Origin of the sequence: Micromonospora citrea (assembly GCF_900090315.1) — a bacterium.
GTDB classification, from domain to species: Bacteria; Actinomycetota; Actinomycetes; order Mycobacteriales; family Micromonosporaceae; genus Micromonospora; species Micromonospora citrea.
On the sequence record NZ_FMHZ01000002.1, the window covers coordinates 6676689 to 6701249 of the forward strand.

Sequence of the window (24561 nt, forward strand, 5' to 3'; positions counted from 1 at the left end):
CAATGAGCGACACGATCGCCACGCTGCCGGTGGTCGTCGAGAACGACGGCCGGGAGCTCACCGAGCTGATCGCCGCCCGCCGCGCGGAACTGCGCGCGAGCCTGGCGGCGCACGGCGGGCTGCTGTTCCGCGGCTTCGACGTCGGCGGCGTCGAGGGCTTCGACCGGGTGGTGCGGGCGCTGTCCGGCGAGCCGCTGGTCTACACGGAGCGCTCGTCGCCCCGGCACGCCATCGCCGGGCGGGTCTACACCTCGACGGACTACCCGCCGGACGAGGAGATCTTCCTGCACAACGAGAACTCGTACCAGGCCCGCTGGCCGCTGACGCTGTTCTTCTACTGCATCACCCCGCCGCAGACGCGGGGCGCGACCCCGCTCGCCGACGTGCGCCGGGTGTACGAACTGATCGACCCGGCGGTCCGCGAGGAGTTCGTCCGGCGCCGCTGGATGCTGGTGCGCAACTTCCACGGTGACTTCGGCACCCCGTGGCAGCAGGTGTTCAACACCGAGGACCGCGCCGAGGTCGAGGCGTACGCGGCGGCGAACCGGATCGAGCTGGAGTGGCGTGGCTCCGACGGGCTGCGCACCCGGGCGGTGCGGGACGTCGTGCACCACCGGCCCGGCTCGGACATCCCCCGCTGGTTCAACCACGCCACGTTCTTCCACATCAGCACCCTGCCGAAGGACTACCAGGAGGGGCTGCTGGCCATGTTCGGCCCCGAGGGGCTGCCGTCGAACACCTACTACGGCGACGGCGGCGAGATCCCCGCCGACGTCATGGACCACCTGCGGGCCGCGTACCGGGCGGCCAGCGTCCGCTTCGACTACCAGCGCGACGACGTGCTGGTCGTGGACAACATGACCGCCGCGCACGGCCGGGAGCCCTTCACCGGCCCCCGCAAGATCGCCGTCGCGATGGCCGAACCGCACACCCCCGAGAGCGCTGGAGAGAAGTGATGGCCGAAACCCGATTCCTGGTCGTCCGCAACGACGAGGAGCAGTACTCGATCTGGTCGGCCGACCGCGACCTCCCGGCGGGCTGGCACGAGGCCGGCTTCGCCGGCACCCGCGAGGAGTGCCTCGCGCACATCGACACCGTCTGGACGGACATGCGCCCGCGTTCGGTGCGGGAGGCCACCGCATGAGCACCGCCAAGGAATGGACCTTCCCGGCCTCCTACGCCCAGGAGCGGGTGTGGATGGCCAACCAGCTCGACACCGGCTCGCCCGTCTACAACATCTCCAGCCCGTGGCGGTTCCCGGCGGGGCTCACCCCGGAGCAGGCCAACGACGTGTTCGGTCGGATCGTCGCCCGCCACGAGTCGCTGCGCACCCACCTGCGCTCCGACGACGGCACCCTCACCCAGGTGGTGCGCGCCGCCGAGCCGGTCGCGCTGCCGGTCGACGACCTGCGCGGCCTCGCCGGCCCGGAGCGCGACGAGCGGGCGACGGAGCTGCTGAGCGAGCTGGGCCGCACGCCGATCCCGCTGGACGCCCCGCCGCTGTGGCGGGCCCGGCTGGTCCGGCTCGCCGACGACCAGGTCGTGCTGCTGTTCGTGGTGCACCACGCCGTCTTCGACAGCCACTCGGCGGTGCTGTTCATCGACGAGCTTGCCGCGTTCGGCCGGGCCGCGCTGACCGGCGCGCCCGCCGACGTGCCCGAGCTGCCCATCCAGTACGCCGACTTCGCGGTCTGGCAGCGCGAGCAGCTCACCGGCGCGGAGCTGGACCGGCAGCTCGCCTTCTGGCGGAGCCACCTGGTCGGGGCGCCGCCGGCGACCGCCCTGCCGCTGGACCGGCCCCGCCCGGCGCAGCTCGGCTTCGCCGGCGACGAGGTGCGCTTCGACCTGCCCGACGGCCTGCTCGACCGGGTCGCCCAGGTCGCCACCGGCGCCGCCGCCACCCCGTACATGGTGCTGCTCGCCGCGTTCACCGCGCTGCTGTCCCGGATCTCCGGCGACGACGACGTGGTCGTGGGCGTCTCCACCGCGGGCCGGGACACCGCCGAGGTGGCCCCGCTGATCGGCATGTTCGTCAACCCGGTCGCGCTGCGCTGCGACCTGACCGGCGACCCCACCTTCGCCGAGTTGCTCGGCCGGGTGCGCGGCGGGTTGGTCGACGCCATGGAGCACGGCTCGACCCCGTTCCAGAAGATCGTCGAGGCGGTCGCGCCGCAGCGTGACCCGTCGGTGCAGCCGATCTTCCAGACCGCGCTGAACTACATTCCGGGCTCCGGGCTCGACCTGGTGGAGCTGGGCACCACCAAGGACGACCTGGCCTTCGACATCACCACGGGGACCAGCCGGCTGGTCTACCGCACGGAGCTGTTCGACCGGTCCACCGCCGAGGCGGTGGTCGCCCGCTACGTCCGGCTGCTCGCCGCCGCCGTGGCCGACCCGGCGCAGCGGCTCTCCGCCCTGCCGCTGCTCGACGACGCCGAGCGGGAGCTGGTCCTGTCGACCTGGAACGACACCGCCCGCGACGTGCCGGCGGCCACCCTGGTCGCCGAGTTCGAGCGGCAGGCGGCGGCCACCCCCGCCGCCACCGCGCTCGTGCGGGACGGGGCCGCGCTGACGTACGCCGAGCTGAACGCCGCCGCGAACCGGCTGGCCCGGACGCTCGTGGCCCGGGGCGCCGGACCGGAGGCCCGGGTCGCGCTGGCCCTGCCTCGCTCCGTGGAGCTGGTGGTGGCGATCCTGGCGGTGCTCAAGTCCGGCGCCGCGTACGTGCCGGTGGACACCGGCTACCCGGCCGGGCGGATCGCCTACCTGCTGGCGGACTCCGAGCCGGCGCTGGTGCTCGCCGCGCCGGAGACCGCCGGGCTGGTGCCCGACGGCGCGCTGGTGCTCGACGGCCCGCTCGACGGGGACGACACCGACCTGACCGACGCCGACCGCATCGCCCCGCTGCGCCCCGGGCACCCCGCGTACGTGCTCTACACCTCCGGCTCCACCGGCCGGCCGAAGGGCGTGGTGGTGGAGCACGGGGCGGTCACGGCCTACCTGGCCTGGGCCCGGGACACCTACCCGGGGCTGGCCGGCACGGCGCTGCTGCACTCGCCGGTGTCGTTCGACCTGACCGTCACCGGCCTGCTCGGCCCGCTCACCGCCGGCGGCACCGTCCGGCTCGCCGCCGTCGACGAGGCCGCGGCCCGCGTCGGCGACCGCCCGACGTTCCTGAAGGCCACCCCCAGCCACCTGCCGCTGCTGGACGCCGAGCTGTCGCCGACGACCGACCTGGTCATCGGCGGCGAGGCGCTGACCGCGGAGCAGCTCGCCGACTGGCGCGCCGCCCACCCCGGCGTCGCCGTGATCAACGAGTACGGCCCGACCGAGGCGACCGTCGGCTGCGTGGCCGCCCGCGTCGCGCCCGGCGCGGAGCTGCCGGCCGGCGCGGTGTCGATCGGCCGGCCCACCTGGAACACCCGGGTCTACCTGCTCGACGCCGCGCTGAACCCGGTCCCGCCGGGCGTGGCCGGTGAGCTGTACGTCGCCGGTGACCAGCTCGCCCGGGGCTACCTGCGCCGGCCCGGCCTCACCGCCGAGCGCTTCCTGCCGTGCCCGTACGGGCCGCCGGGGCAGCGGATGTACCGCACCGGCGACCTGGCCCGCTGGCAGGCCGACGGCACGCTGGACTACCTCGGCCGCCGCGACAGCCAGGTCAAGATCCGTGGCATGCGGATCGAGCTGGGCGAGATCGAGTCGGTCCTGCGGGCCCGGCCGGACGTCCGCGAGGCGGCCGTCGTGGTGCGCGCCGACTCCGGGGAGCCGACCCTGGTCGGCTACGTCGTCGGCACGGCCGACGAGGCGGCGCTCGCGGCCGACCTGGCCAGGGAGTTGCCGGCGCACCTGGTGCCGGCGGCGTTCGTCCGCCTCGACGCGCTGCCGTTGACGCCGAACGGCAAGCTGGACGCCGCGGCGCTGCCCGCACCGGAGGCCGCACCGGCCGCCGACGCGTTCGTCGCCCCGCGCAGCGACGCCGAGGTGCTGGTCGCCGAGGTGTACGCCGAGATCCTCCAGGTGGACAAGGTCGGCGCGCTCGACGACTTCTTCGCCCTGGGCGGCAACTCGCTGCGAGGCATGCGGGCGATGGCCCGGATCCGGGCCGAGGTGGACGTCGACCTGCCGATGCGGGCGCTGTTCACCACCCCGGTGGTGGCCGACCTGGCCGCCCAGATCGAGCAGCGGATCGCCGCCGAGCTCGACGAGCTCTCCGACACCGAGGTCGCCGCGCTGCTCGCGGCGGAGAAGGACACCCCCTGATGACCGACCTGAAGGATCCGGCCCGGGAGGCGGCCCGGCAGGCGCTCATCGCGCAGCGCCTGCGCAAGCGGCAGGCCGCCGCGCCCACCGCCAGGATCACCCCGCGTCCGCCGGACGCCGAGGTGCCGTTGTCGTACGCCCAGGAGCGGGTCTGGTTCATGGACCAGCTCGCTCCGGGCGAGGCGGCGTACCACATCGCGGTGCCGCTGCGGGTGCGCGGGCCGCTCGACGTCGCGGCGCTGCGCACCGCGCTGGCCGGGCTGACCCGCCGGCACGAGTCGCTGCGCACCCGGTTCCCGGCGGACGCCGACGGCCGGCCGACCGTGGTGGTCGCGGACTCCGTCGAGGTGCCGCTGACCATCGTGGACGCCCCCGACGAGGCCGCCGCGCAGGCGCTGGTGGACGCCGCCGCCGCCGAACCGTTCGACCTGGCGCGGGGCCCGCTGCTGCGCGCCCTGCTGATCCGGCTGTCCGCCGAGGAGCACGTGCTGTTCCTCGGCAAGCACCACATCGTCGGCGACGGCTGGTCGGTCGACGTGCTGCTGCGCGACCTGATCACCCTCTACCGTGGCGCCGACCTGCCCGCCCTGCCCGTCCAGTACGGCGACTTCGCCCACTGGGAGGCCCGGGAGCTGGACGGGCCGGCCGCGCAGGGGCACCTGGAGTGGTGGAAGCGGCGGCTGGCCGGGATCACCCCGCTGGAGCTGCCGCTGGACCTGCCCCGGCCGGCCACCCAGACCTACGCCGGCGACTTCGTCGAGTTCCGGCTGGACCGGGCCGCCGCCGACGGGCTCGCGGCGCTCACCCGTTCCTACGGCGGCACCCTGTTCATGACGCTGCTCGCGGCGTACCAGGTGCTGCTGGCCCGGCACGCCGGGCAGGACGACTTCGCCGTCGGGGCGTCGGTGGCCGGCCGCTCCGCGCCGGAGCTGGAGAACGTGGTCGGCATGTTCATCAACATGCTGCCGCTGCGGGCCGAGCTGGCCGGCGATCCCACCTTCGCCGAGCTGCTGGAGCGCACCCGGCGCAGCGTGCTGGACGGGCTGGAGCACGGCGAGGTGCCGTTCGCCCGGGTGGTGCACGAGCTGGGCCTGCCCCGCGACGTGAGCCGCTCCCCGGTGTTCCAGGCGATGTTCGTGCTGCAGAACTACGAGATCGGCCGGTTCAACGAGGTCTCCGACGCCAGCGACGTCACCTTCGACTGGAAGCCGATGGAGCTGCGCGCCACCCGGTTCGACTTCGAGTTCCACGCCGTGGAGACCGTCGACGGGCTCTACGGCAAGCTCGTGTTCAACACCGACCTGTTCACCCGGGACACGGTGGAGCGGACGGCGCGGCGGTTCACCACGCTGCTGCGCGCGGCGGTGGCGGCCCCCGACACCCCGATCTCGGCGCTGGATCTGCTTCCGGTCGACGAGCGGGCCCTGCTGGCGGGCTGGAACGACACCGCCGCCGACTTCCCCGAGGCGCAGACGCTGCACGGGCCGATCGAGGAGCGGGCCGCCCGCACCCCCGACGCCGTGGCCGTCTCCTTCGAGGGCCGCGCCGTCACCTACGCCGAGCTGAACGCCGCCGCCAACCGGATCGCGCACCGGCTGCGCGCCGCCGGCGTGGGCCCGGAGACCCTGGTCGGGGTCTGCGCGGAGCGCTCGGTGGAACTGGTCGCGGGGCTGCTCGGCGTGCTCAAGGCCGGCGGGGCGTACCTCCCGCTGGACCCGGAGTACCCGGCCGACCGGCTGGCCTTCATGGTCACCGACGCGGCCGCTCCCGTGGTGCTGGTCCAGGAGCACCTGCGCGACGTGCTGCCGGACACCGGCGCCACCGTCCTCGCCCTCGACGACGAGCGCGTCTGGGCCGACCAGCCGACGGGCGACCCGGCTCCGACGGCCGGCCCGGGGCACCTGGCGTACGTCATCTACACCTCGGGCTCCACCGGCCGGCCGAAGGGGGTGCCGAACACCCACCGGGGCATCGTCAACCGGCTCGACTGGATGCAGAAGACCTACGGCCTCGGCGCCGACGACGCGGTGCTGCAGAAGACCCCGGCCAGCTTCGACGTGTCGGTGTGGGAGTTCTTCTGGCCGCTGCGCGAGGGCGCCCGGCTGGTGCTCGCGAAGCCCGGCGGGCACAAGGACGCCGGCTACCTGCGCGACCTGCTGGTCGCCGAGCGGGTGACCACCGCCCACTTCGTCCCGTCGATGCTCACCGTCTTCCTCGCCGAGGAGGGCGTCGAGGCGGCGACGGCGCTGCGCCGGGTGATCTGCTCAGGCGAGGAGCTGCCGCTGGCCTCGGCGGTCGACTTCACCGCCCGGCTGCCGTGGTGCGGGCTGCACAACCTGTACGGCCCGACCGAGGCGGCCATCGACGTCAGCTCCTGGCACTGCGACCCGGCCCTGCTGGCCGGGCTGACCAGCGTGCCGATCGGCGGGCCGATCGCCAACCTGCGGCTGCACGTGCTCGACGAGCGCGGCGCCGAGTGCCCGGTCGGGGTGGCCGGCGAGCTGCACATCGGCGGCGTCGGGCTGGCCCGCGGCTACCACCGCCGGCCGGCGTTGACCGCCGAGCGGTTCGTGCCGGACCCGTTCTCCGGGCAGCCGGGCGCGCGACTCTACCGCACCGGCGACCTGGCCCGCTGGCGGCCCGCGCCGGGCGGCGACGGCGGGGTGATCGAGTTCCTCGGCCGCATCGACCACCAGGTCAAGCTGCGCGGCCTGCGCATCGAGCTGGGCGAGATCGAGAGCGCGCTGCGCGAGCAGCCGGAGGTGGCCGAGGCGGCGGTCGTCGTCCGCGAGGACAGCCCCGGCGACAAGCGGCTGACCGCGTACGTGGTCGGCGGGGCGGAGCACGCCGCGCTGAAGTCGGCGCTGAAGGAGACGCTGCCCGAGTACATGGTGCCGAGCGCGTTCGTCACCCTCGACGCGCTGCCGCTGTCGCCGAACGGCAAGCTCGACCGCCGTGCGCTGCCCGCGCCGGTGGTCACCCGCGAGGCGTCCGTGGCGCTGGTGGAGCCGCGCGACGACACCGAGCGGCTGCTGGCCGGCATCTGGTCGGAGGTGCTCGGCGTCGACACGCTCGGCATCGACGACGACTTCTTCGACCTCGGCGGGCACTCGATGCTCGCCACCCAGGTCGTGGCGAAGATCCGCAAGGCGGAGCACGGCGGCCGGCCGGTCGGCGTGATGGACCTGTTCCAGCAGCGCACCATCCGCGAGCTGGCCGCGTTCATGTCCGGCACCGGCGAGGCCGAGGGCCCACGCCGGCTGCTCTACGAGCTGACCAAGCCGATCCCGGCGGGCAGGCGGGTGCTCTCGTACGTCTGCGTCCCGTACGGCGGCGGCAGCGCGATCGTCTATCAGCCGCTGGCCGACGCGCTGCCGGCCGGGCACGCGCTCTGGTCGCTCGCGATCCCCGGGCACGACGTCGGCCTCAGCGAGGACGCCCTGCCCTTCGACGAGCTGACCAGCCGGGTCGCCGAGGAGATCCTGGAACGCGTCGAGGGGCCGATCGCCCTGTACGGCCACTGTGGCGTCGGCAGCGCGATCGTCGCCGAGGTGGCCCGCAAGGTCGAGGCGGCCGGGCGGGACCTGGAGGCGCTCTACATCGGGGCGATGTTCCCGTTCGCCCGCCCGAAGGGCGCGTTCGCCGCCATGCGCAACCGCCTGGAGCAGCTGCGCAGCAACCGGCACTACGCGAGCTGGCTCAAGTCGATGGGCGTCGACACCGACGAGCTGGACCCGGAGCAGGCGGACCGCATCATCAGCAACATGCGGGCCGACTCGCGGGCCTCCGAGGAGTACTTCACCGGCCTGCTGGACCGGCGGGCGCCCAAGCTGCGCGCGCCGATCATCTCGGTGGTCGGCTCGGAGGACCCGGTCACCGACTACCACACCGAGCGGTACGCCGAGTGGCAGTTCCTCAGCGACACCCTCGGCCTGGTGGTGCTCGACCAGGCCGGGCACTTCTTCCTCAAGTACCGCGCCGAGGAGCTGGCCGAGATCGTCACCCGGGTGCACCCGGCGGTCGCGGCCGGGGACGTCTCGGCCCTCACCCCGGCGGCCCGGGGCGAGGACGCCGGCTGGTGGGTCGCCGACCACCAGCGCGTCGGCGTCGACGACCGGCCGGAGAAGGCGGTGGTCAAGCCGTCGATGGCGCGGTTCGTGGCGGTCACGACCGGGCAGCTCGTCTCCACCACCGGGTCGGCGCTCACCGCGTTCGCCCTGCCGATCTGGCTGTTCACGCAGACCGGCTCGGTGGCGAACCTGGGGCTGCTCTGGGCGCTCGCCCTGATCTGCGGCGTGCTGATGCTGCCGATCGCCGGGGCGATCACCGACCGGGTCAGCCGCCGGAAGATCATGATGATCGCCAGCAGCAGCGCCGGCTCGATCCAGCTGGTGCTGGCCGCCCTGCTCTGGACCGACAACCTCCAGCTGTGGAACATCTACGTGCTGGTGGCGTTGAGCCAGGTCGCCGGCTCGTTCCAGCGCATCGCGTTCCAGTCGGCGGTGCCGCAGCTCGTGCCGAAGCGCTACCTCGGCCACGCGATGGGCATCACCCAGCTCACCAACGGCTTCGCCATGCTGCTGATGCCGGTCTTCGCCGCCGGCCTGCTCGCCGCCATCGAACTCAAGGGCATCCTGCTCATCGACGTGGCGAGCTACGTGGTGGCGGTGCTGACCCTCGCCGTGGTCCGCTTCCCCGACCTGCTCGGGTGGCGGCCCAGGGAGCGGCTGCTGGTGGCCATCGCCAACGGCATGCGCTACTCCTGGCAGCACCGGGGCTTCCGGCTGATGCTCGGCTACTTCGCGCTGGGCAACATCTTCCTGGCGCCCGCCCTGGTGCTCACCACGCCGCTGGTGCTCTCCTTCGGCACCGCGACGCAGGTGGCCCAGGTGGCCCTGGCCGAGGCGCTCGGCGCGGTCGCCGGCGGCGTGCTCATGTCGCTGTGGGGCGGTCCCCGGCACCGCCGGATGATCGGCGTGCTGATCGGCAACCTCGGCACGGCGGTGGGCTGCGTGCTGATCGGCCTGGACGCCTCGGTGGCGATGATCTGCGTCGGCGCGTTCTGGCTGGCGATGGCGATGACCACGGCGCAGTCGATCTACGCCACCATCGTGCAGGTGAAGGTGCCGCAGCGCTTCCACGGCCGGGTGTTCAGCCTCAACCAGACCATCTCCTGGTCGACCCTGCCGATCGGGTTCGCGCTGATCGCCCCGGGCGCGACCGCCCTGTTCGAGCCCATGCTCGCCCCGGGCGGGTCGCTAGCCGGGTCGGTGGGCGCGGTGATCGGCACCGGGCCGGGCCGCGGCATCGGCTTCGCGTACGTCTGCTTCGGCGCGGCGCTGGTGCTGATCACCCTCGGCGGCTTCGCGATCCGGCTGCTGCGCCGGTTCGACGTCGAGGTGCCGGACTCGCTGCCCGACGACCTGATCGGCGCCCAGGAGCGGGAGAAGCGCCTCGCCGCCCGCGCCGCCGAGCGCGAGGGGGAGAAGGTGCCGGTCGCGGCGTGAGACGCGGGGCCTCCGGCGCGCGCCGGAGGCCCCGCCCTCGTCAGTACGCCGGCCGGTCGTCGAGGTCGGCCTCGGGCAGTTCCTCGGGTTCGGCGACCCACGCCGAGAAGACCGGCACGCCGTGCCACGGCCCGGTCGCGCCGCCGGGCCGGGTGTCGGTGGCCACCGCCACCACGGCGTACGGGTGGCCGAAGCGCAGCTCCGCGACCCGCGCGACCCCCTCGGGCGGCAGACTCATCCACGCCATCATCCCGGTGACCGCGGCGGCCTCGAAGCCGTGCCGACCGTAGCGGGCCATCGCGGCCTGCGCCGCCTCGAACTCCAGCCCCGGGGCGTCCAGCAACTCGCCGAACACCCGGGCGACGGCGGGGAGGCCCAGCTCGGGCGCGGCCAGCTCGTGCCGGCTCTCCGCCGACCAGCAGGGCAGGGCCGCCGTCACGCGTTCCTCCCGACCGTCCGGGGCCGAGGTCCGGACCGGCTCCTCCCGCAGCGTCCACAGCGGCGTCTCGCCGAGCGGAAGGTCGAACAGGGAGCGCCGGCCGGCCGGCAGCCGGTCGCCCGCGGCGGCGGCCTCCGCCGCGACGCCGTGGGCGGCGGCGAGGACGTCCCCGGCCGCCACCCGGGGCGCGGCCGCGACGGAGACCACCAGCAGCCCGGCCTCGCCGTCGGCGGTGCCGGCCGGCTGGGCGTGCGCGGCGTGCGCCGCGACGGTGCCGGCCCGCGCGGTGTCCGCGATCCAGCACCGGTGGCCGTGCTCCGGCGTGCGCAGCGCCCGGCTCAGCCGGCCGGCCCAGGCGCTGCCCGGCCCGAGCGCCGCGGCGGGCGCCACCTCGAACGGCTCGGCCCAGGACACCCGGGTGGCGAGGGCGCTCGCCAGGACCAGCAGCACGTCCGGCGTGACCGTCAACGGGAACGTCCCGATGAGGCCGAGGGTGTGCTCGCGGGCCCACGCGTCGAGCCCGCTCTGGTCGGGCACCGGCCCGGTGACGGTCGGCGCGGGCAGGGCCGACCGCCACGCGTCGAGCCCGGCGCTCGTCCCGCACCCCGGCCGGTGCCAGAACGCGGTGGCCGAGGGCACCAGCGGGTGCGGCGCCTCCAGCAGGGCGCGGGCGGCCTCGGCGGCGGTCCGCACGTCGGTGCCGAGCACCTCCTCCAGCTCCGCGCGGGTCGCACCGGTGGTCGCCGGCGCGGCGAGCGCCAGCAGCAGCCAGGCGCCGAGCGGGGAGGCGACGTGGTGCCCGTCGCCGGTCACGGCGTGCAGGCGTTCGGCGTAGCGGGCCAGGGGAGCGCGGATGTCCGTCGTCACCGCTCCACTGTGCCCGCCGCCGCCCCCGCCGTCACCACCGCCGTCAGGACCACAGCTCGAACGGCTCGTCGATCTCCTCGCCGGCGAGGAACGGGGTCAGCAGCTCCGGCAGCCGGCCCGGGTAGAACCGCTCCCGGCTCGCCACCACCTCCGGCACCGACCACCAGCGGAAGCCGAAGTAGTCCTCCACCTCGTAGTCGAGCCGGTGCGCCTCGTCCACGTCCGGCCCCGCTCCGGCGAGCCGCACGGGCACGATCACCTCGTCCTGGAGGTGCCGCCGCTGCCGGTGGACGAAGCTGGCCCGCCGCCGCCACGTCGGCGGGCCGACCTGCCCGGCGGTGGCGACGATGCCGGTCTCCTCCCGCAGCTCCCGCAGCGCCGTGTCCAGGTAGGTCTCGCCGGGGTCCGCGCCGCCGCCGGGCAGCTCCCACCAGGTGCCCAGCCGGGGGTGGTCCGGGTCTCGGGTGTGGAACAGCAGCACCCGGTCGGCGGCGTCCAGCACCACCACCCGCACCGCGCTGCGCTCGAAGACCGGCAGATCCCGCGGTAGTTCGATCACCGGTCCATCATGCCCGCGACGCGGTCCGTGGCCGTGCCCGGCCGACGGCCGGCCGCCCCGTCGACGTCGCGGACCGGGCTGGCGTCCTCGGCGGCACGGGCCCGAAGCGCACCCCCCGCCCGGCCGCCCGCCGGCGGGTCGCGGTCGCCGGCAGGGGAGCCGGCACGCCGGCGAGCGGGATCGGGCATCCTCGGACGGTGACGAAGCCGCGCCGCGCCCGACTGTCGGGCATCTACGCCGCGGACATCCAGGTGTTCCGCTTCTATCCCGACGGTCTCGCGCTCGACGTCCTCGTGAAGCCGGCCCCCGACGCGACCCACGGGCCGGCCATCGCCCGGTGGTTGCGCCGCGAGTCGCCCCTGAGCGGCGTCCACGCCGTCCGGTACGCCGTGTCCGCCGGCCGGATCTCGTTCACCACGCCCGGCCACTTCGGCGAAGGCGACGTCGAGCTGAGCGGCACGTGGCGTGCGGGCCGCCTCGTCCTGCGCGCGCGCCACGGCGGGCGCGCGGCACCGGATCGACACTTCCGCCTGATCTGGCCGGCGCGCATGCGGCACGGACCGGGCACCTGACCGCCGTCGGGCAATGCCGTCACGGCGGATCAGGGTGGGACCTCCCCGGCCGCTCGACCAGCTCCGGACGTGCCTCCGCTCAGGGGGGGGCGGTCAGTCGGTGGGCGGGGCGCCGAGGCGGTGCGGCAGTCGCCGGCCGAGCGGCAGCCGCTCGTCCGCGTCGGTGTCGGTGCGGATGTCCACGTTCAGGGCGAAGCAGTACAGCCGGTCGCCGCGTTCGACCCAGCCGACCCACCAGCCGGTGCCGGTGGCACGGCACCGGCGACGTCACGCCCCGCCCGCGCGGGCAGACCCCTCACGGGATCGTCGCGTCGACGACGGCGGCCACGTCGGGCGGCAGCGGGTACGGGCGCTCCGGCGGCAGCAGGGCCTCGGCGGCGGCGTCGTCGCCGGCGTCGAGCGCCGCGCGCACCGCGTGGGCGGTCGCGGTCACGTCGGTCAGGGCGACCAGCCACTCGTCGACGTACCGCCGCACCGCCTCGCCGGAGAGCCCGACCTGGAGCGACCGGTGCGGTAGCGGGGCGAGCCGCAGCGACCGCTCGGGGTCCCACTGCACCCGCACCGGGCTGTCGCGCAGCCGCCGCGACCAGGTCTCCCGGTCCGGGTACCGGTCGCGGTCGAAGCTGCTCGGGCACGAGTGGGCCAGCGCCCACTCGAAGCCGGAGCGGGTGATCTCGACGGCGAGCACCCGTTCCTGCCCGGGCTTCGTGCCCCAGCCGCAGCGGTACATCATCCAGCGGAACGAGGGCTTGACCCAGGTCATCCGTTCCCGCTTGAACGGCGGGACGAAGCGGCCGGCGGCCAGCGCCGCCCCGGCGATCTCCGGCGGGTACGCCTGGTACACGGTCACGGTGTCGGCGGTGAAGTCGGCGCGGACCTGGTGGGCGGGGACCGTCATGCCGCCGATACTGATCGACCGCCGGTCGCCGGTCCAGCGGATTGTCGCCGCCTCCGGGCGGCGGCGGGGCGGGGGATAGGCTGCCGGCGTGGCTGGACTTCTCAGGAGCGTGGCGGCGCGCATCGGCGGCGTCATCCCGTCGCCCCGTCGACCGGGGCCCGCGCCCGCGCAGGTGGCCCGGCGGCGCCAGGTCGCGGCGCTGCAACGCCGTGAGCTGACGTACGCCCCGGAGCTCGACGGGCACGCGGACCCGGGCGAGATCGTCTGGACCTGGGTGCCCTACGAGGACGATCCGCGCCAGGGCAAGGACCGCCCGGTGCTGGTGGTGGGCCGGCACAGCCGCACCCTGTTCGGGCTGATGCTCTCCAGCCAGAGCGAACGCGACGGCCAGCGGCACTGGCTGGCGTTGGGACCGGGCGAGTGGGACCGGGACAACCGGCCGAGCTGGGTGCGCCTGGACCGCGTGCTGACCATGCGGGAGGACAGCATCCGCCGGGAGGGCGCGGTGCTGGACCGGGCCCGTTTCGACCGGGTCGGGCAGGCCCTGCGCGCCGGCTACGGCTGGCGCTGACGAGGCCTCCGGGGCGCTCAGAGGTCAGGCCGGTTCCCGGCTGGGGGACACCCCGGCGTCCCGGGCGTCCGGCGGCGGGTACGGCTGCTCGGCCAGCAGGCGGGCCAGGTGCGCGCTGTTGAGCGCCAGCGCCTTCGTGGTGCGGCCCGTGGTGTCCGGCTTCGGCCGGGCGTCGATGTAGTCGACCTTGTGCAGCGCCTCGCCGACCCAGTACGTGGCGCCGGCCGCCGGGCAGGTGAAGCCGACCTCGTTGAGCGCCTGCTGCACCTGGCCGATCGTGTGGTGCGCGCCGTCCTCGTTGCCGACGACCGCGACGCCGCCCACCTTGCCGTAGGTGAGCAGCCGGCCCTCGGCGTCGGTCTCGGACAGTTCGGCGTCGAGCCGTTCGAGGACCATCTTGCACACGGCCGACGGCTGGCCGAGCCAGATCGGCGTGGCGACGACGAGGATCTGCGCGGCCAGCAGCCTGGACCGGATGGCCGGCCACCCGTCGCCGCCGCCCTCGTCGGTCGAGACCCCGAACCGCACGTCGTGGTCGACGACCCGGACGAGTTCGCCCTCGACTCCCTGGGTGGCGAGTTCGTCGAGGACCTCCCGCCCGAGCACCTCCGAACTCGACGGGGCGGGTGACCGCTTCAGGGTGCAGTTCAGGACCAGGGCCCGGATGGTCGCCACGATCGTTCCTCTCGGCCGCGCCGCGCTGATGTCCTTCGGCATACCCGGCAGGCGGCGCGAGACACGTCGGGACGCGGCGCGCCGCCGGGAGGTCCAGGTGTGCCGCTCGGCGTCCCGACGGCAGGGTGTCGGGACGGCCGACGGTCGGTGGACGGCTGCCGTGCTGCTCAGCACTCCGCGAGGCGTGCGGTGTCGACGAGTTGCCGGGGCGTGCGCGCCGACCCGAGGCTCTTGGCCCGGTACATCGCCGCGTCGGCCCGGTTCAGCGCCTCGGTGAGCTGCGCCGGGCCGGTGACCGGCGCCAGCCCGACGGAGGCGGTCACCCGGACGCTGAGGCCGCCGAGCGGGATCGGCGCGGCGAGGCTCTCGCAGAGCCGCCGGGTGGCGTGCTCGATCCACCGGCGGTCGACCGTCGGGCTGGCCAGCAGCCCGGCGAACTCGTCGCCGCCGAGCCGGGCGACGAGGTTGTCCCCGGCGAAGGCCGCGAGCCGCTGGGCGACGCTGACCAGCACCTGGTCGCCGGCGGCGTGGCCGTAGCGGTCGTTGATCTGCTTGAAGTCGTCGAGGTCGAGCACCACGGCGACCAGCGGTTGCCCGGCCGCGTCGGTGAGCAGCGCGGCCGCTATCCGGTAGAACGCGCGACGGTTGGGCAGGCCGGTGAGTGGGTCGTGGCTGGCGGCGTGCCGTTCGGCGGCGAGCTCGGCCTGGAGGTGCCGGATCTCGGCCTCGGCCCGCAGCGCCCGGCTGCGCAGTTGCCAGGTGGTCACGAGGGCCCCCGCGGCACAGATGCCGGACGCGATGGTGAGCGGATCCGGCACGGGACCTCCCGTCGTCACGATGGCCGCGGCCCGCGAGGCGTGGCGTGCCGCGCCTCTCGCGGGACCCTGTCGTCGCTGGTGACAGCCCAGCTGTCGGTAACACAGAGTGAACGGATCGGTACCGGTCACGTGCGTTATCATGCTCGCCGTCCGATGCAGATGCAAGAGCAGATGCACGTGCAGCAAGCCCTCGTCGATGCCGTGCGACTCTCCGCAGCCCCGCCGCGCGGCAGCGGCGCCCCTCGCGCAGAGAAAGACGCCCAATGCAGCAGCCACCCAACGGCGTTCCCACCACCCAGTTGCCCCCGCTCAACTGGCAGAAGAGCCGCCGGAGCAACCCCAGCGGCAACTGCGTCGAGCTGGCGGAACTGCCCGGCGGCGCCGGCATCGCCCTGCGCAACTCCCGCCACCCGGACGGCCCGGCACTGATCTACACGGTGGACGAGATCGCCGCGTTCGTGCTCGGCGCCCGCGACGGTGACTTCGATCACCTGATCGACTGACCGCCGCCCGGCCGGCCGCGGAGATCCGCCGTCGCCGGGGAGTTCTCCTCACTCACGGTTCATGGCATGCTTACACGTCGGCCGGGCCGGGGTCCCCGGTCGGCACCGTCGGGCATGCGGAGGGGCGGCAGTGACGATGGTTCCCGCCGAGGGAGGTTCGGCCACCGGGCCCACCGTGCTGCGGATGCTGCTCGGCGCCCAGTTGCGCCGGCTGCGCGAGTCCAGCGGGGTGACCCGCGAGGGCGCCGGCTGGGAGATCCGGGCCTCCGAGTCGAAGATCAGCCGGATGGAGCTGGGCCGGGTCGGCTTCAAGGAACGCGACGTCGCCGACCTGCTCACCCTCTACGGCGTCACCGAGCCGGACGAGCGCGAGGCGCTGCTCAAACTCGCCCGGGACGCCAACAGCCCCGGCTGGTGGCACCGCTACGGCGACGTCCTGCCGAGCTGGTTCCAGTCGTACCTCGGCCTGGAGGCCGCCGCGGCCCTGATCCGTTCCTATGAGGTCCAGTTCGTCCCCGGCCTGCTCCAGACCCGGGAGTACGCCCGGGCCGTGGTGCTGCTCGGCCACGGGCGGGCCGCGCCGGCGGAGATCGAGCGCCGGGTCGCCCTGCGCATGCAGCGCCAGCGGCTGCTGCGCCGGGAGAACCCGCCGCTGCTCTGGGCGGTGGTGGACGAGGCCGCCCTGCGCCGGCCCATCGGCGGGCCCGAGGTGATGCGCGGCCAGGTGGCGGCGCTGATCGAGGCGACCAGGTCGCCCCACATCCGGCTCCAGGTCATCCCCTTCGCCGCCGGCGGGCACGCGGCGGCGGGCGGCGCCTTCACGATCCTGCGCTTCGGCGACCAGGACCTGCCCGACATCGTCTACATCGAGCAGCTCACCAGCGCGCTCTACCTCGACAAGCGCGACGACCTCGACTACTACGCGGTGGCGATGGAGCGGCTCTGCGTCGAGGCCGAGCCGCCGGAGCGTACGCCCGAGATCCTCGGCCGGCTGCTGGACGAGGTCTACCCGGCGTGACCCCTCCGGGGGCCCTGCGCCGGGCGGTCCCTCGGTTAGCATGGTCGCCGACCGGCGACAGTGGACGGACGCCACCGGTGGCGGTTGGCGCAGAGTCGTGGAGGCAGCCTTGACCACCGACGCCCCGGGCGTGACCACCGGCCCCACCCACCCGAGCGACCGCATCGACACCTCGGTGGCCCACCCCGCGCGCCGCTACAACTACTGGCTGGGCGGCAAGGACAACTTCCAGGCCGACCGGGACTCCGGCGACGCCATGGCGGCGGCCTTCCCGACGATCCGCACCGCCGCCCTGGAGAACCGCCGCTTCCTCCAGCGGGCCGTGCGCCACCTGGCCCGGGAGGCGGGCATCCGCCAGTTCCTCGACATCGGCACCGGCATCCCGACCGCCGACAACACCCACGAGGTCGCCCAGGCGGTCGCCCCCGAGTCGCGGGTGGTCTACGTCGACAACGACCCGATCGTGCTCGCGCACGCCCGGGCGCTGCTCACCAGTTCCCCGCAGGGCGCCACCGCCTACATCGACGCCGACCTGCGCGACCCGGAGCGGATCCTGGCCCATCCCGACCTGCTGCGCACCATCGACCTGTCCCGGCCGGTCGGGTTGATGCTGGTGGCGATCCTGCACTTCGTTCCCGACGGCGACGACCCGTACGCCGTGGTCGCCCGGCTGCTCGACGCCCTGCCGCCGGGCAGTTACCTGGCTGCCTCCCACGCCACCCACGACTACCTGCCCCCGGAGATCGCCCGGGAGGCGAAGGCCGCCAGCCGGGGCGACGGCCCGCACGGCCTGATCAACCTGCGCAGCCGGGAGGAGTTCGTCCGGTTCTTCGACGGCCTCGAGCTGGTGGAGCCCGGTGTGACCTCGGTGGCCGAGTGGCGCGCCGACGACGCCCCGCAGCCCCGGCCGTCGGTGGCCGAGGTCAGCATGTACGGGGCGGTGGCCCGCAAGTCCTGACCCGCTCCTCGTCCGCCCGCCCCGCCCCGCGGGGCGGGCGCGTCTGTGCCCGGCCCGCCCGGCGGGGGGCACGCGTCTGTGCCCGGCCGATGCCCGTACCGTCGGTCACGCTGACCCGGCGATGTCGGTGGGCGCGGCGGGACGGCCGCTAGACGCGGGAGCGGTGGCTGGCGACGCGGGCCCGCGAGGAACAGGTGGCGGAGCAGTAGCGGCGGGGGCGTCCCGGGCTGTGCGTGGGGAAGACGCGGTCGCACCCCGGCGCCTGGCAGACGCCCAGGGGCGGCTGTTGGTGCTCGGCGACGAGGATGGCCAGGGCCATCGCCGAGGAGGCGGTGAACCACTCGCCCCAGCCGGCGTCGTCGCCGCTGTCGACGTGCAGGTGCCACGGCGTGTCCTCGTGCGCCGTCAGCCGCGGCGGCCCGCAGGCGGCGAGCACCTCGTTCAGCCGGGCGCAGGCCTCCTCGAGCGAGCCGGCCCGGGCGACCGGGCGGATCCTGGCGGCGGCGTCACGTAGCTGACGAGCCTCGTCGGGCCGCAACGACGGGACCGTCTCCCCGTGTGCCGCGAGGGCGGCGCACAGGCCCGCGTCGTCCCCGTCGGCCGCGTTGATCACGTCGGCGCAGCGCCGTGTCGCGGCTTCCGCCCCCGCCTTGAACATCGCCATGGCACCATCCTATGTAACGTAATGGCCGTGACAAACCGTTACACGGCCCCGCTCGGCGCGCTCATGTCACGCGCCGGGGACGAGATGGCCGGCACCGCGATCCTGCTCTTCGCCTACGGCGCGTCCTCGGCCGGTGACGGGGCCGCCGTGTTCGGGCTCCTCACCGTCGCCGCGGCGGTGGGCGGTCCGCTGCTCGGGGTCTGGCTGGACCGGGCCCGGTCCAGCGGCCCGCTGGCCCTGTCCCTGGCGTCGTTCACGGTCGGGCTGGCGGCGGTCGGGTTCGCGCTGCACCAGCGGCACGAGGGGCTGGCGATGGTGGTCGCGGTCCTGGCCGGCCTCTTCGCGCCCGCCGTCGCGGGCGGCTGGTCGGCGTCGCTCACCGACCTCGACGCCGTCCGGGCGCGGCGGTTGGCGGTCTTCGACGCGAGTTCCCACAGCATCGCCGGGTTGGCCGGCCCGGTTCTCGCCGGTGTCGCGTACGCGATCGCCGGGTCGAGCGCGCCGCTGGTCCTCACTCTTCTCCTGCTCGGGGTGGGCAGCGCGTGCGCGCCCTTCGCGCGCGTCCTGCGTCCCGAGGATCCGGGTGGGGCGTCTCGTCCGTTGGCCGACCTGCGCCGGGGCGTCGCCGTCATCGCGCGCCGGCCGAGGCTTCGGGCCGCGACCGCGTCGTCCTGCGTGGCCTCCTTCGGCTTCGGACTGTTCGCCGTCCTCGTCCCGGCGATCGGCCAGGAACGGTTCGGCAGCCCCGCCGCCGGGTCGATCCTGCTGGCGGTCCTCGCCGCAGCGGCCCTGGCGTCGAACGCCCTCCTCGAGCGCCGTGCGGCGCTGCGGCGCCCGGGGCGGGTCCTGACCTGGGCCACCGTCCTGGTCGGACTCGGCATCGCGATCGCGGCGGGCGGGCATCCGGTCGCCGCGATCCTCGCGGCCGTCGTCATCGGCGCGGGCGACGGGCCCCAACTCGCCGGGTTGATCCGGATCCGGCACCAGGAGGCGCCCGCCCGCCTGTGCGCCCAGGTCTTCACGACCGGGGCAAGTCTCAAGATCACCGCCTCGGGCGTCGGCGCGCTGGCCGCGGCCCCCCTCGCGCACGCCGGCCCGACCGTCGCGCTCCTCGTCGCCGCCGCCGCTCACCTCGTCGCGGCCCGCGTCGCGAGCAATGCCGGCGACCACCCGGACGGGGACCCCGACGCCGCCCCACCCTCGCCGCCGCCCGTCGCGGGCGTATTGACGGTGCCGACTCCCGCCGCTAATCTCTGTATCGATCCAGACTGAATCGATCCAGAGGAGCGCGCGGTGAAGCCCACCCTGCAGGCCGTCGCGGAGGCCGTCGGGGTCTCCCGCAGCACCGTCTCCAACGCCTACAGCCGTCCCGACCAGCTCTCCGCCGCGCTGCGCCAGCGCATCCTCGACACCGCCCGGCAGCTCGGCTACCCCGGCCCCAACCCCACCGCCCGGTCGCTGCGGCGCGGCTGGGTCGGCGCCATCGGGGTGCTGTTCGAGTCGCGGCTGTCGTACGCCTTCACCGACCCCTTCGCGGTCCGGTTCCTGGCCGGCGTCGCCGAGGCGGCCGAGCGGCACGGCACCAGCCTGCTGCTCGTGCCGCTGCCGGCGGACCAGGCGGGCGCGCGGCGTGCGGTGGAGGACGCGGCAGTCGACGGCTTCTGCGTCTACTGCGTGGGCGACGAGGGCTGGGTCGTCGACGTGCTGCGGGAGCGGGGCCTGCCCGTGGTCACCACCGCGCCCCGCGAGGACGCCGGCCCCGACGACCGCTACGTCGGCATCGACGAGCGCGCCGCCGCCCGCGCGGTCGCCGCGCACGTGGCCGGGCTCGGGCACCGCCGGGTCGCCCTGCTCGGCGACGCCGTCCGACCCGGCGTCGCCCCGGGCGAGCTGCGCCTGCCCGACGTGGCCGCCGTCGCCCACCCCACCACCCGGGCCCGGCTCGCCGGCTTCGCCGACGCCTTCGCCGAGGTGGGCGTCGCCTGGTCCGAGCTGACCCTGCTCGCCGCCACGGCCAACAGCCGGGCGGCCGGCGCCGCCGCCGTCGCCGCCGCGCTCGCCGCCCCCGAGCCGCCCACGGCCGTGCTCGCCTGCTCCGACGTGCTCGCCCTGGGCGTCCTCGACGCGCTCGCCGAGGCCGGCGGGCCACCGGTCTCCGTCACCGGCTTCGACGACATCGCCGAGGCCGCCGCGGCGGGCCTCACCACCGTGCGGCAACCCGCCGAGGAGAAGGGGCGCATCTCCGCCCAACTCCTGCTCGACCCGCCCGCCGACCCGGCGGCCGGCCACGTCCTGCTGCCCACCGCACTCGTCGTCCGGACCTCCACCGGACCCGTCCCTAGGAGCTGACCATGGACCAGCCCACCGGCCTGATCGTCGCCATCGACGCGGTGACCCGCCACGTCAACTCCGCCCGGCCGGACGCGCCGGTGGTCGCGGAGCGCCCGCGCGCGGCGCGGCTCGCCCCCACCCGGCTGGCCGCCGCCGGCGCCCTGCGCCGGCTCGCCGACCGGATCCAGCCGCCGCCGCTGCCCGCGCCACCGCGCTGTTCCTGACCCCCACCGGCGGTCGCGCGGGTGGCCACCGTCACCCGCGCGGCCGGTCGTCCGGTCCCACGGCGGGACGACCGGCACACAACCGGGCACCGCGGTTGGTGCCCGCCCACGCCGGCCAGGCAGACTGAACGGCTATGTCGCCGTTCTCGCCCACCCTGCGGTTGCACGACCGGTACGTCCTGCGCGAGCGCATCGGCCTCGGCGGAATGTCCGAGGTGTGGCGCGCCGACGACGAGGTGCTGCACCGACCCGTCGCCGTCAAGGCCCTCGCCGGGGAGTTCGGCACCGACCCGCACCTGCGGGCCACCATCGGGCGCGAGGCCCGCGCCGCCGCGCGGCTGACCCACCCGCACGTCACCCAGGTGTACGACTACGGCGAGGCGGCCCTCGGCGGGGCGGTCGTGCCGTACCTGGTGATGGAACTGGTGGAGGGGCGCAACCTCGCCGACCGGCTCGCCGACGGGCCGCTCGCCTGGCCGGACGCCGTCCGGATGGCCGGGCAGGTCGCCGCCGCGCTGGCCGCCGCCCACCGCATCGGGGTGGTGCACCGCGACATCAAGCCGGGCAACGTCATGCTCACCGAGACCGGCGCCAAGGTGCTCGACTTCGGCATCGCCGCGCTCGCCGGCCCGGACCACCCGCTCGTCGGGCAGACCGGCGAGCTGCTGATGGGTACGCCCGCCTACTTCGCCCCGGAGCGGATGCGGCCCGGGCCGCCGAACCCGGCCAGCGACGTCTACGCCCTCGGCGCGCTGCTCTACCGCGCTCTCACCGGCCGCGCCCCGCTGCCCGTGCGGACCTGGGAGGACGCGCTGGAGGTGCACGCCGGGCACCCGCCCGTGCCGCCGCCGCAGGTTCCCGGGCTGCCCGCCGACGTCGCCGAGTTGACCCTCGCCTGCCTCGCCGTGGATCCCGCCCGTCGGCCGACCGCCGCCCAACTGGCCGGGCGGTTCGCCGGCGTCGCGGCCGCCGGCCCGCACACGGCGGTCCTGCCGACCGTGACCGCCCCGAGCCCGGCCCACCCGCCGACGCTGATCGACCGCCCGCCGTCGCCCACCACGGTGGCCCCCGTCGGCCGGGCGACGCCGCCCTCGAGCAGCGGTCGGGCGGTGCCGCTCGGCGGATCGACCGCCGTCGGCCCGCGTCCCGCCCCGGGCACCGGGCCGGGGGCACGGGGGAACCGGCCGATCACGGTGCTGGTCGCCGTCGGTGTCGCGCTGGTCGTCGGGCTCGTCGGGGTGCTCGCCCTCGGCGACGACGGGAGCCCGCCACCCGCGGCCGCCCCGGTGACCGTCACGCCGGCCGAGGAACCGACCAGCGCCGCCCCGCCGGCCAGCAGCGCCGCCCCGCCGCCGACGTCCGCCCGGCCCGATCCGCTCGGCCTGCGTCAGCTCGCCGCCGAGTTCGCCGCGGTGCTCGTGCAGGCGCAGGTCCGCGGCGAGATCGACGGCAAGACGCTGGAGCAGTTCCGGGACAAGCTCGCCGATCTCAACCGCGGCAAGCCCAAGGACCGGGCCAAGCGGATCGAGGACCTGCGGAAGCGGGTGGCCGAGGCGGCCGAGGAGGAGCGGATCACGCCCGACACGGCGGCCCGCCTCGACGCCCTGCTGGACCGGGTGGACGTCGGGCTCCGCGGCGAGGACGACGACGACGACTGATCCCCGCCGGAGGTCGACGGGCCGCGCTCAGCCGACCTCGACCACCGCCCCCTGCTCCGCCCGGCCGCCGCGCACGACCTGCGCGTACGCCCCGACGCACGGCTGCGGGCCGAGCTGCGGCAGCGGCGCGACCCGGTTGAGGCGGGCGGGGACGCGCAGGGCGTCGGGCTGCCGGGGCAGCGACCCGTGTGTGAGGGTCGGCACGGCGCAGCGCGGCGTCGGCGCGAGCACCCGCAGCACGAGCGCCGGGCCGATCCGCAGCTCCCGGCCGACCCAGTCGTTCTCCGCGAAGGCGTCCACGTCGGCCTCGACGACGAGGTTGGGCCGGTAGCGGGCCGCGTCGAGCGTGCCGCCGGGCATCTCGGCGGCCAGCCGGGCCAGGGTCGCCGTGGTGACCAGGTGCACGGGGGCGAAGTCGAAGAACGTGCCCGGCGCCGCGGCCCCGAGAGGGCTGGCGTGCACCGGCACGTCGGCGGCGAACCCGCCGGCGAGCACCGCCTCCGGGTCCGCCCGGTCCAGCGTCGCCTCGGCGGGCGGCCGGTCGATCAGCGTCACCGGGACGCCGAGCACCCGGGACAGCACGCCGTCGACGTCGGCGTCCACGCTGGACACCTCGCGCCCGTCGGGCAGGGTGACGCGTACCGGGTCGGGCGCGGCGCCGGTCGCGCGGAGGGTGAGCAGGTCCCGCCAGAGCCGGGGGTGCTTCGCGCTGGCCACCCGCCCGGTGTCCCGGTGCCGCAGGGCCAGCCGCCGGTCGCCCGCCACGCCCGCCGCGTCCACCTCGGCGGCGGGCAGCCGTTCGCCCAGCAGGGACTTGACCGGGTACCGCCAGAGCTCGGCCAGCCGCCCGGTCACCGCGCCGCCCTCGCCACGTGGGCCGCCGCGAAGAGTGTCGACGGCGCGGCGGCGGGCCGGCCGCCGACGCCCGGAATGCGCTGTGTCACGCGGCCACCCTAGTCCCGTACGCCGCCCCCGGCCGCCCCGCCCGGCCCGCCCCGGCCGGCTACCTGGCCAGCAGGGCGCGCAGGGCCTTGACCACCTCGGCGGGAGACTCCTCGGCCATGAAGTGGCCGCAGGTGACGGTGCGGTGCTCCAGGTCCGGCGCCCACGCCCGCCACAACGCGGCGGCGTCGTAGCCCAGGGCGGCCCCCCAGTCCTGCTGGAGCACGGTCACCGGCATGCGCAGCGTGTTGCCCGCCGCGCGGTCGGCCCGGTCGTGCGCCACGTCGATGCCGGCCGACGCGCGGTAGTCGGCGACGATCGACGGGACCGCCTCCCGGGACGCCCGCAGGTACGCGGCCCGCACGTCGGCGGGCAGGGCGTCCGGGTCCCGGGTCCAGGCGTCGAGGAAGTGGCCGAAGAAGGCGTCGGGAGCGGCGCCGATGAGCTGCTCGGGCAGGCCGGGCGGCTGGGCCATCAGGTAGAGGTGGAAACCGACGGCCGCCATGGTGCCGCGCATGACCTCCCACATGTCGAGGGTGGGCAGCACGTCGAGCGCGGCCAGGTGGGTGACCGCCCGGGGATGGTCGAGGCCGGCGCGGACGGCGACCAGCGCGCCGCGGTCGTGCCCGGCCAGGGCGAAGCGGTCGTACCCGAGCGCGCGGGCGAGCGCGACGACGTCGGCGGCCATGGTGCGCTTCGCGTACGCCGTCCCGTCGGGGTCGGCGGGCTTGTCGCTGTCGCCGTAGCCGCGCAGGTCCGGGCAGATCACGGTGTGGTCGGCGGCGAGGTCGGCGGCGACGTGCCGCCACATGAGGTGGGTCTGCGGGAAGCCGTGCAGCAGCACCACCGGGCTGCCGGAGCCGGCGACCGCCACGTTGAGCGTCACGCCGTCGGCGACGCTGACGCGCCGGTGGTCGAATCCCCTGATCGTCGGGTTCATGGTGGGTCCCTTCCCGTCGTGCCGGTCGGTGGGAGGCGGTGGTTCCGCCCCGTGCGGCACCGAGCCTGCCCGGGGGCGATCAGCGGCCGGTCAGCAACGGATGAGCGGGACGCCCCGGGAACCCCCGACCGTGCGGAACGGCCGGCGGGCGCGCCTA

22 protein-coding genes are annotated in these 24561 nt (G+C 75.5%); 13 read left to right on the top strand and 9 right to left on the bottom strand.

All coding sequences use genetic code 11. The features are described from left to right. Positions 1–2: 2 nt before the first annotated feature. The 4 genes from GA0070606_RS29580 to GA0070606_RS29595 are packed head-to-tail and all read left to right on the top strand — an operon-like array spanning position 3 to position 9767. Positions 3–956 (top strand): TauD/TfdA family dioxygenase, encoded by a 954-nt coding sequence (locus tag GA0070606_RS29580; protein WP_091106482.1) that lies wholly within the window; start codon positions 3–5, stop codon positions 954–956. Next, on the top strand, positions 956–1144 hold the full coding sequence (locus GA0070606_RS29585; RefSeq protein WP_091106483.1) for an MbtH family protein: 189 nt from the start codon (positions 956–958) through the stop codon (positions 1142–1144). Before GA0070606_RS29580 ends, GA0070606_RS29585 begins: the two co-directional genes overlap by 1 nt. Further along, positions 1141–4260 (top strand): non-ribosomal peptide synthetase, encoded by a 3120-nt coding sequence (locus GA0070606_RS29590; RefSeq protein WP_091106484.1) that lies wholly within the window; start codon positions 1141–1143, stop codon positions 4258–4260. Before GA0070606_RS29585 ends, GA0070606_RS29590 begins: the two co-directional genes overlap by 4 nt. Next, positions 4260–9767 (top strand): non-ribosomal peptide synthetase/MFS transporter, encoded by a 5508-nt coding sequence (locus GA0070606_RS29595; RefSeq protein WP_091106485.1) that lies wholly within the window; start codon positions 4260–4262, stop codon positions 9765–9767. The genes GA0070606_RS29590 and GA0070606_RS29595 overlap by 1 nt, the downstream gene beginning before the upstream one ends. A 40-nt stretch (positions 9768–9807) precedes the next feature. Here the strand turns inward: GA0070606_RS29595 and GA0070606_RS29600 are convergent, their stop codons facing one another. Genes GA0070606_RS29600 through GA0070606_RS29610 form a run of 3 tightly spaced genes read right to left on the bottom strand, consistent with a single transcriptional unit; the run spans position 9808 to position 11820 of the window. Beyond that, on the bottom strand, positions 9808–11073 hold the full coding sequence (locus tag GA0070606_RS29600) for a hypothetical protein (protein ID WP_091106486.1): 1266 nt from the start codon (positions 11071–11073) through the stop codon (positions 9808–9810). Between the two features lie 43 nt (positions 11074–11116). Then, complete coding sequence (locus GA0070606_RS29605; RefSeq protein ID WP_245724867.1) at positions 11117–11632, bottom strand: NUDIX hydrolase; 516 nt, start codon at positions 11630–11632, stop codon at positions 11117–11119. Next, a complete protein-coding gene (locus tag GA0070606_RS29610) occupies positions 11629–11820 on the bottom strand; it encodes a hypothetical protein (RefSeq protein WP_091106487.1) in 192 nt (63 codons plus the stop codon). The genes GA0070606_RS29605 and GA0070606_RS29610 overlap by 4 nt, the downstream gene beginning before the upstream one ends. Positions 11821–11829: 9 nt before the next feature. Here GA0070606_RS29610 and GA0070606_RS29615 point away from each other — a divergent pair, with 9 nt between their 5' ends. Then, positions 11830–12204 carry a hypothetical protein gene (locus tag GA0070606_RS29615; protein WP_091106488.1) on the top strand — a complete coding sequence of 125 codons (375 nt, stop codon included), beginning with the start codon at positions 11830–11832 and terminating at the stop codon, positions 12202–12204. A gap of 295 nt (positions 12205–12499) precedes the next feature. Here GA0070606_RS29615 and GA0070606_RS29620 read toward each other — a convergent pair whose 3' ends face one another. Continuing rightward, on the bottom strand, positions 12500–13102 hold the full coding sequence (locus tag GA0070606_RS29620; protein ID WP_091106489.1) for a DUF4291 domain-containing protein: 603 nt from the start codon (positions 13100–13102) through the stop codon (positions 12500–12502). Between the two features lie 88 nt (positions 13103–13190). Here GA0070606_RS29620 and GA0070606_RS29625 point away from each other — a divergent pair, with 88 nt between their 5' ends. Then, positions 13191–13673 (top strand): type II toxin-antitoxin system PemK/MazF family toxin, encoded by a 483-nt coding sequence (locus tag GA0070606_RS29625; protein WP_091106490.1) that lies wholly within the window; start codon positions 13191–13193, stop codon positions 13671–13673. Positions 13674–13697: 24 nt separating this feature from the next. On the opposite strand, the gene GA0070606_RS29630 is transcribed toward GA0070606_RS29625, so the two are convergent. Then, complete coding sequence (locus GA0070606_RS29630) at positions 13698–14348, bottom strand: flavodoxin family protein (RefSeq protein ID WP_091106491.1); 651 nt, start codon at positions 14346–14348, stop codon at positions 13698–13700. 167 nt (positions 14349–14515) lie between these two features. Next, positions 14516–15166 (bottom strand): GGDEF domain-containing protein, encoded by a 651-nt coding sequence (locus GA0070606_RS29635; protein ID WP_091106492.1) that lies wholly within the window; start codon positions 15164–15166, stop codon positions 14516–14518. Between the two features lie 263 nt (positions 15167–15429). Here GA0070606_RS29635 and GA0070606_RS29640 point away from each other — a divergent pair, with 263 nt between their 5' ends. From GA0070606_RS29640 to GA0070606_RS29650, 3 genes are all read left to right on the top strand, one after another. Next, positions 15430–15669, top strand: coding sequence for a DUF397 domain-containing protein (locus GA0070606_RS29640; protein WP_091106493.1), 240 nt, complete (start codon positions 15430–15432; stop codon positions 15667–15669). A gap of 136 nt (positions 15670–15805) precedes the next feature. Further along, positions 15806–16687 (top strand): helix-turn-helix domain-containing protein, encoded by an 882-nt coding sequence (locus GA0070606_RS29645; RefSeq protein WP_425413115.1) that lies wholly within the window; start codon positions 15806–15808, stop codon positions 16685–16687. 109 nt (positions 16688–16796) lie between these two features. Further along, positions 16797–17645, top strand: a complete 849-nt coding sequence (locus tag GA0070606_RS29650; RefSeq protein ID WP_091108373.1) for an SAM-dependent methyltransferase — start codon at positions 16797–16799, stop codon at positions 17643–17645. Positions 17646–17793: 148 nt separating this feature from the next. Here GA0070606_RS29650 and GA0070606_RS29655 read toward each other — a convergent pair whose 3' ends face one another. After that, on the bottom strand, positions 17794–18309 hold the full coding sequence (locus tag GA0070606_RS29655) for a CGNR zinc finger domain-containing protein (protein ID WP_091106495.1): 516 nt from the start codon (positions 18307–18309) through the stop codon (positions 17794–17796). Between the two features lie 27 nt (positions 18310–18336). On the opposite strand from GA0070606_RS29655, the gene GA0070606_RS29660 reads away from it, so the two are divergent. The 4 genes from GA0070606_RS29660 (at position 18337) to GA0070606_RS29675 (ending at position 22522) form a co-directional block, all read left to right on the top strand. Next, positions 18337–19581 carry an MFS transporter gene (locus GA0070606_RS29660; protein WP_176737471.1) on the top strand — a complete coding sequence of 415 codons (1245 nt, stop codon included), beginning with the start codon at positions 18337–18339 and terminating at the stop codon, positions 19579–19581. A 21-nt stretch (positions 19582–19602) separates the two neighbouring features. Continuing rightward, positions 19603–20658 carry a LacI family DNA-binding transcriptional regulator gene (locus tag GA0070606_RS29665; RefSeq protein ID WP_091106497.1) on the top strand — a complete coding sequence of 352 codons (1056 nt, stop codon included), beginning with the start codon at positions 19603–19605 and terminating at the stop codon, positions 20656–20658. Positions 20659–20660: 2 nt separating this feature from the next. Beyond that, positions 20661–20864, top strand: coding sequence for a hypothetical protein (locus GA0070606_RS29670; protein ID WP_091106498.1), 204 nt, complete (start codon positions 20661–20663; stop codon positions 20862–20864). 134 nt (positions 20865–20998) lie between these two features. Next, entirely contained in the window at positions 20999–22522 is a 1524-nt protein-coding gene (locus GA0070606_RS29675; protein ID WP_091106499.1) for a serine/threonine-protein kinase, read from the top strand. 27 nt (positions 22523–22549) lie between these two features. Here GA0070606_RS29675 and GA0070606_RS29680 read toward each other — a convergent pair whose 3' ends face one another. Then, entirely contained in the window at positions 22550–23377 is an 828-nt protein-coding gene (locus GA0070606_RS29680) for an MOSC domain-containing protein (protein ID WP_245724868.1), read from the bottom strand. A 148-nt stretch (positions 23378–23525) separates the two neighbouring features. Beyond that, positions 23526–24404 (bottom strand): alpha/beta fold hydrolase, encoded by an 879-nt coding sequence (locus GA0070606_RS29685; protein WP_091106500.1) that lies wholly within the window; start codon positions 24402–24404, stop codon positions 23526–23528. Between the last annotated feature and the right edge of the window lie 157 nt (positions 24405–24561).

Excerpts from the sequence above, each read along its gene's own strand:
- GA0070606_RS29580 (WP_091106482.1), top strand. The coding sequence starts at position 3 with ATGAGCGACACGATCGCCACGCTGCCGGTGGTCGTCGAGAACGACGGC.
- GA0070606_RS29585 (WP_091106483.1), top strand. The coding sequence starts at position 956 with ATGGCCGAAACCCGATTCCTGGTCGTCCGCAACGACGAGGAGCAGTAC.
- GA0070606_RS29590 (WP_091106484.1), top strand. The coding sequence starts at position 1,141 with ATGAGCACCGCCAAGGAATGGACCTTCCCGGCCTCCTACGCCCAGGAG.
- GA0070606_RS29595 (WP_091106485.1), top strand. The coding sequence starts at position 4,260 with ATGACCGACCTGAAGGATCCGGCCCGGGAGGCGGCCCGGCAGGCGCTC.
- GA0070606_RS29610 (WP_091106487.1), bottom strand. The coding sequence starts at position 11,820 with ATGCCCGATCCCGCTCGCCGGCGTGCCGGCTCCCCTGCCGGCGACCGC.
- GA0070606_RS29620 (WP_091106489.1), bottom strand. The coding sequence starts at position 13,102 with ATGACGGTCCCCGCCCACCAGGTCCGCGCCGACTTCACCGCCGACACC.
- GA0070606_RS29640 (WP_091106493.1), top strand. The coding sequence starts at position 15,430 with ATGCAGCAGCCACCCAACGGCGTTCCCACCACCCAGTTGCCCCCGCTC.
- GA0070606_RS29645 (WP_425413115.1), top strand. The coding sequence starts at position 15,806 with ATGGTTCCCGCCGAGGGAGGTTCGGCCACCGGGCCCACCGTGCTGCGG.
- GA0070606_RS29655 (WP_091106495.1), bottom strand. The coding sequence starts at position 18,309 with ATGGCGATGTTCAAGGCGGGGGCGGAAGCCGCGACACGGCGCTGCGCC.
- GA0070606_RS29670 (WP_091106498.1), top strand. The coding sequence starts at position 20,661 with ATGGACCAGCCCACCGGCCTGATCGTCGCCATCGACGCGGTGACCCGC.
- GA0070606_RS29675 (WP_091106499.1), top strand. The coding sequence starts at position 20,999 with ATGTCGCCGTTCTCGCCCACCCTGCGGTTGCACGACCGGTACGTCCTG.
- GA0070606_RS29685 (WP_091106500.1), bottom strand. The coding sequence starts at position 24,404 with ATGAACCCGACGATCAGGGGATTCGACCACCGGCGCGTCAGCGTCGCC.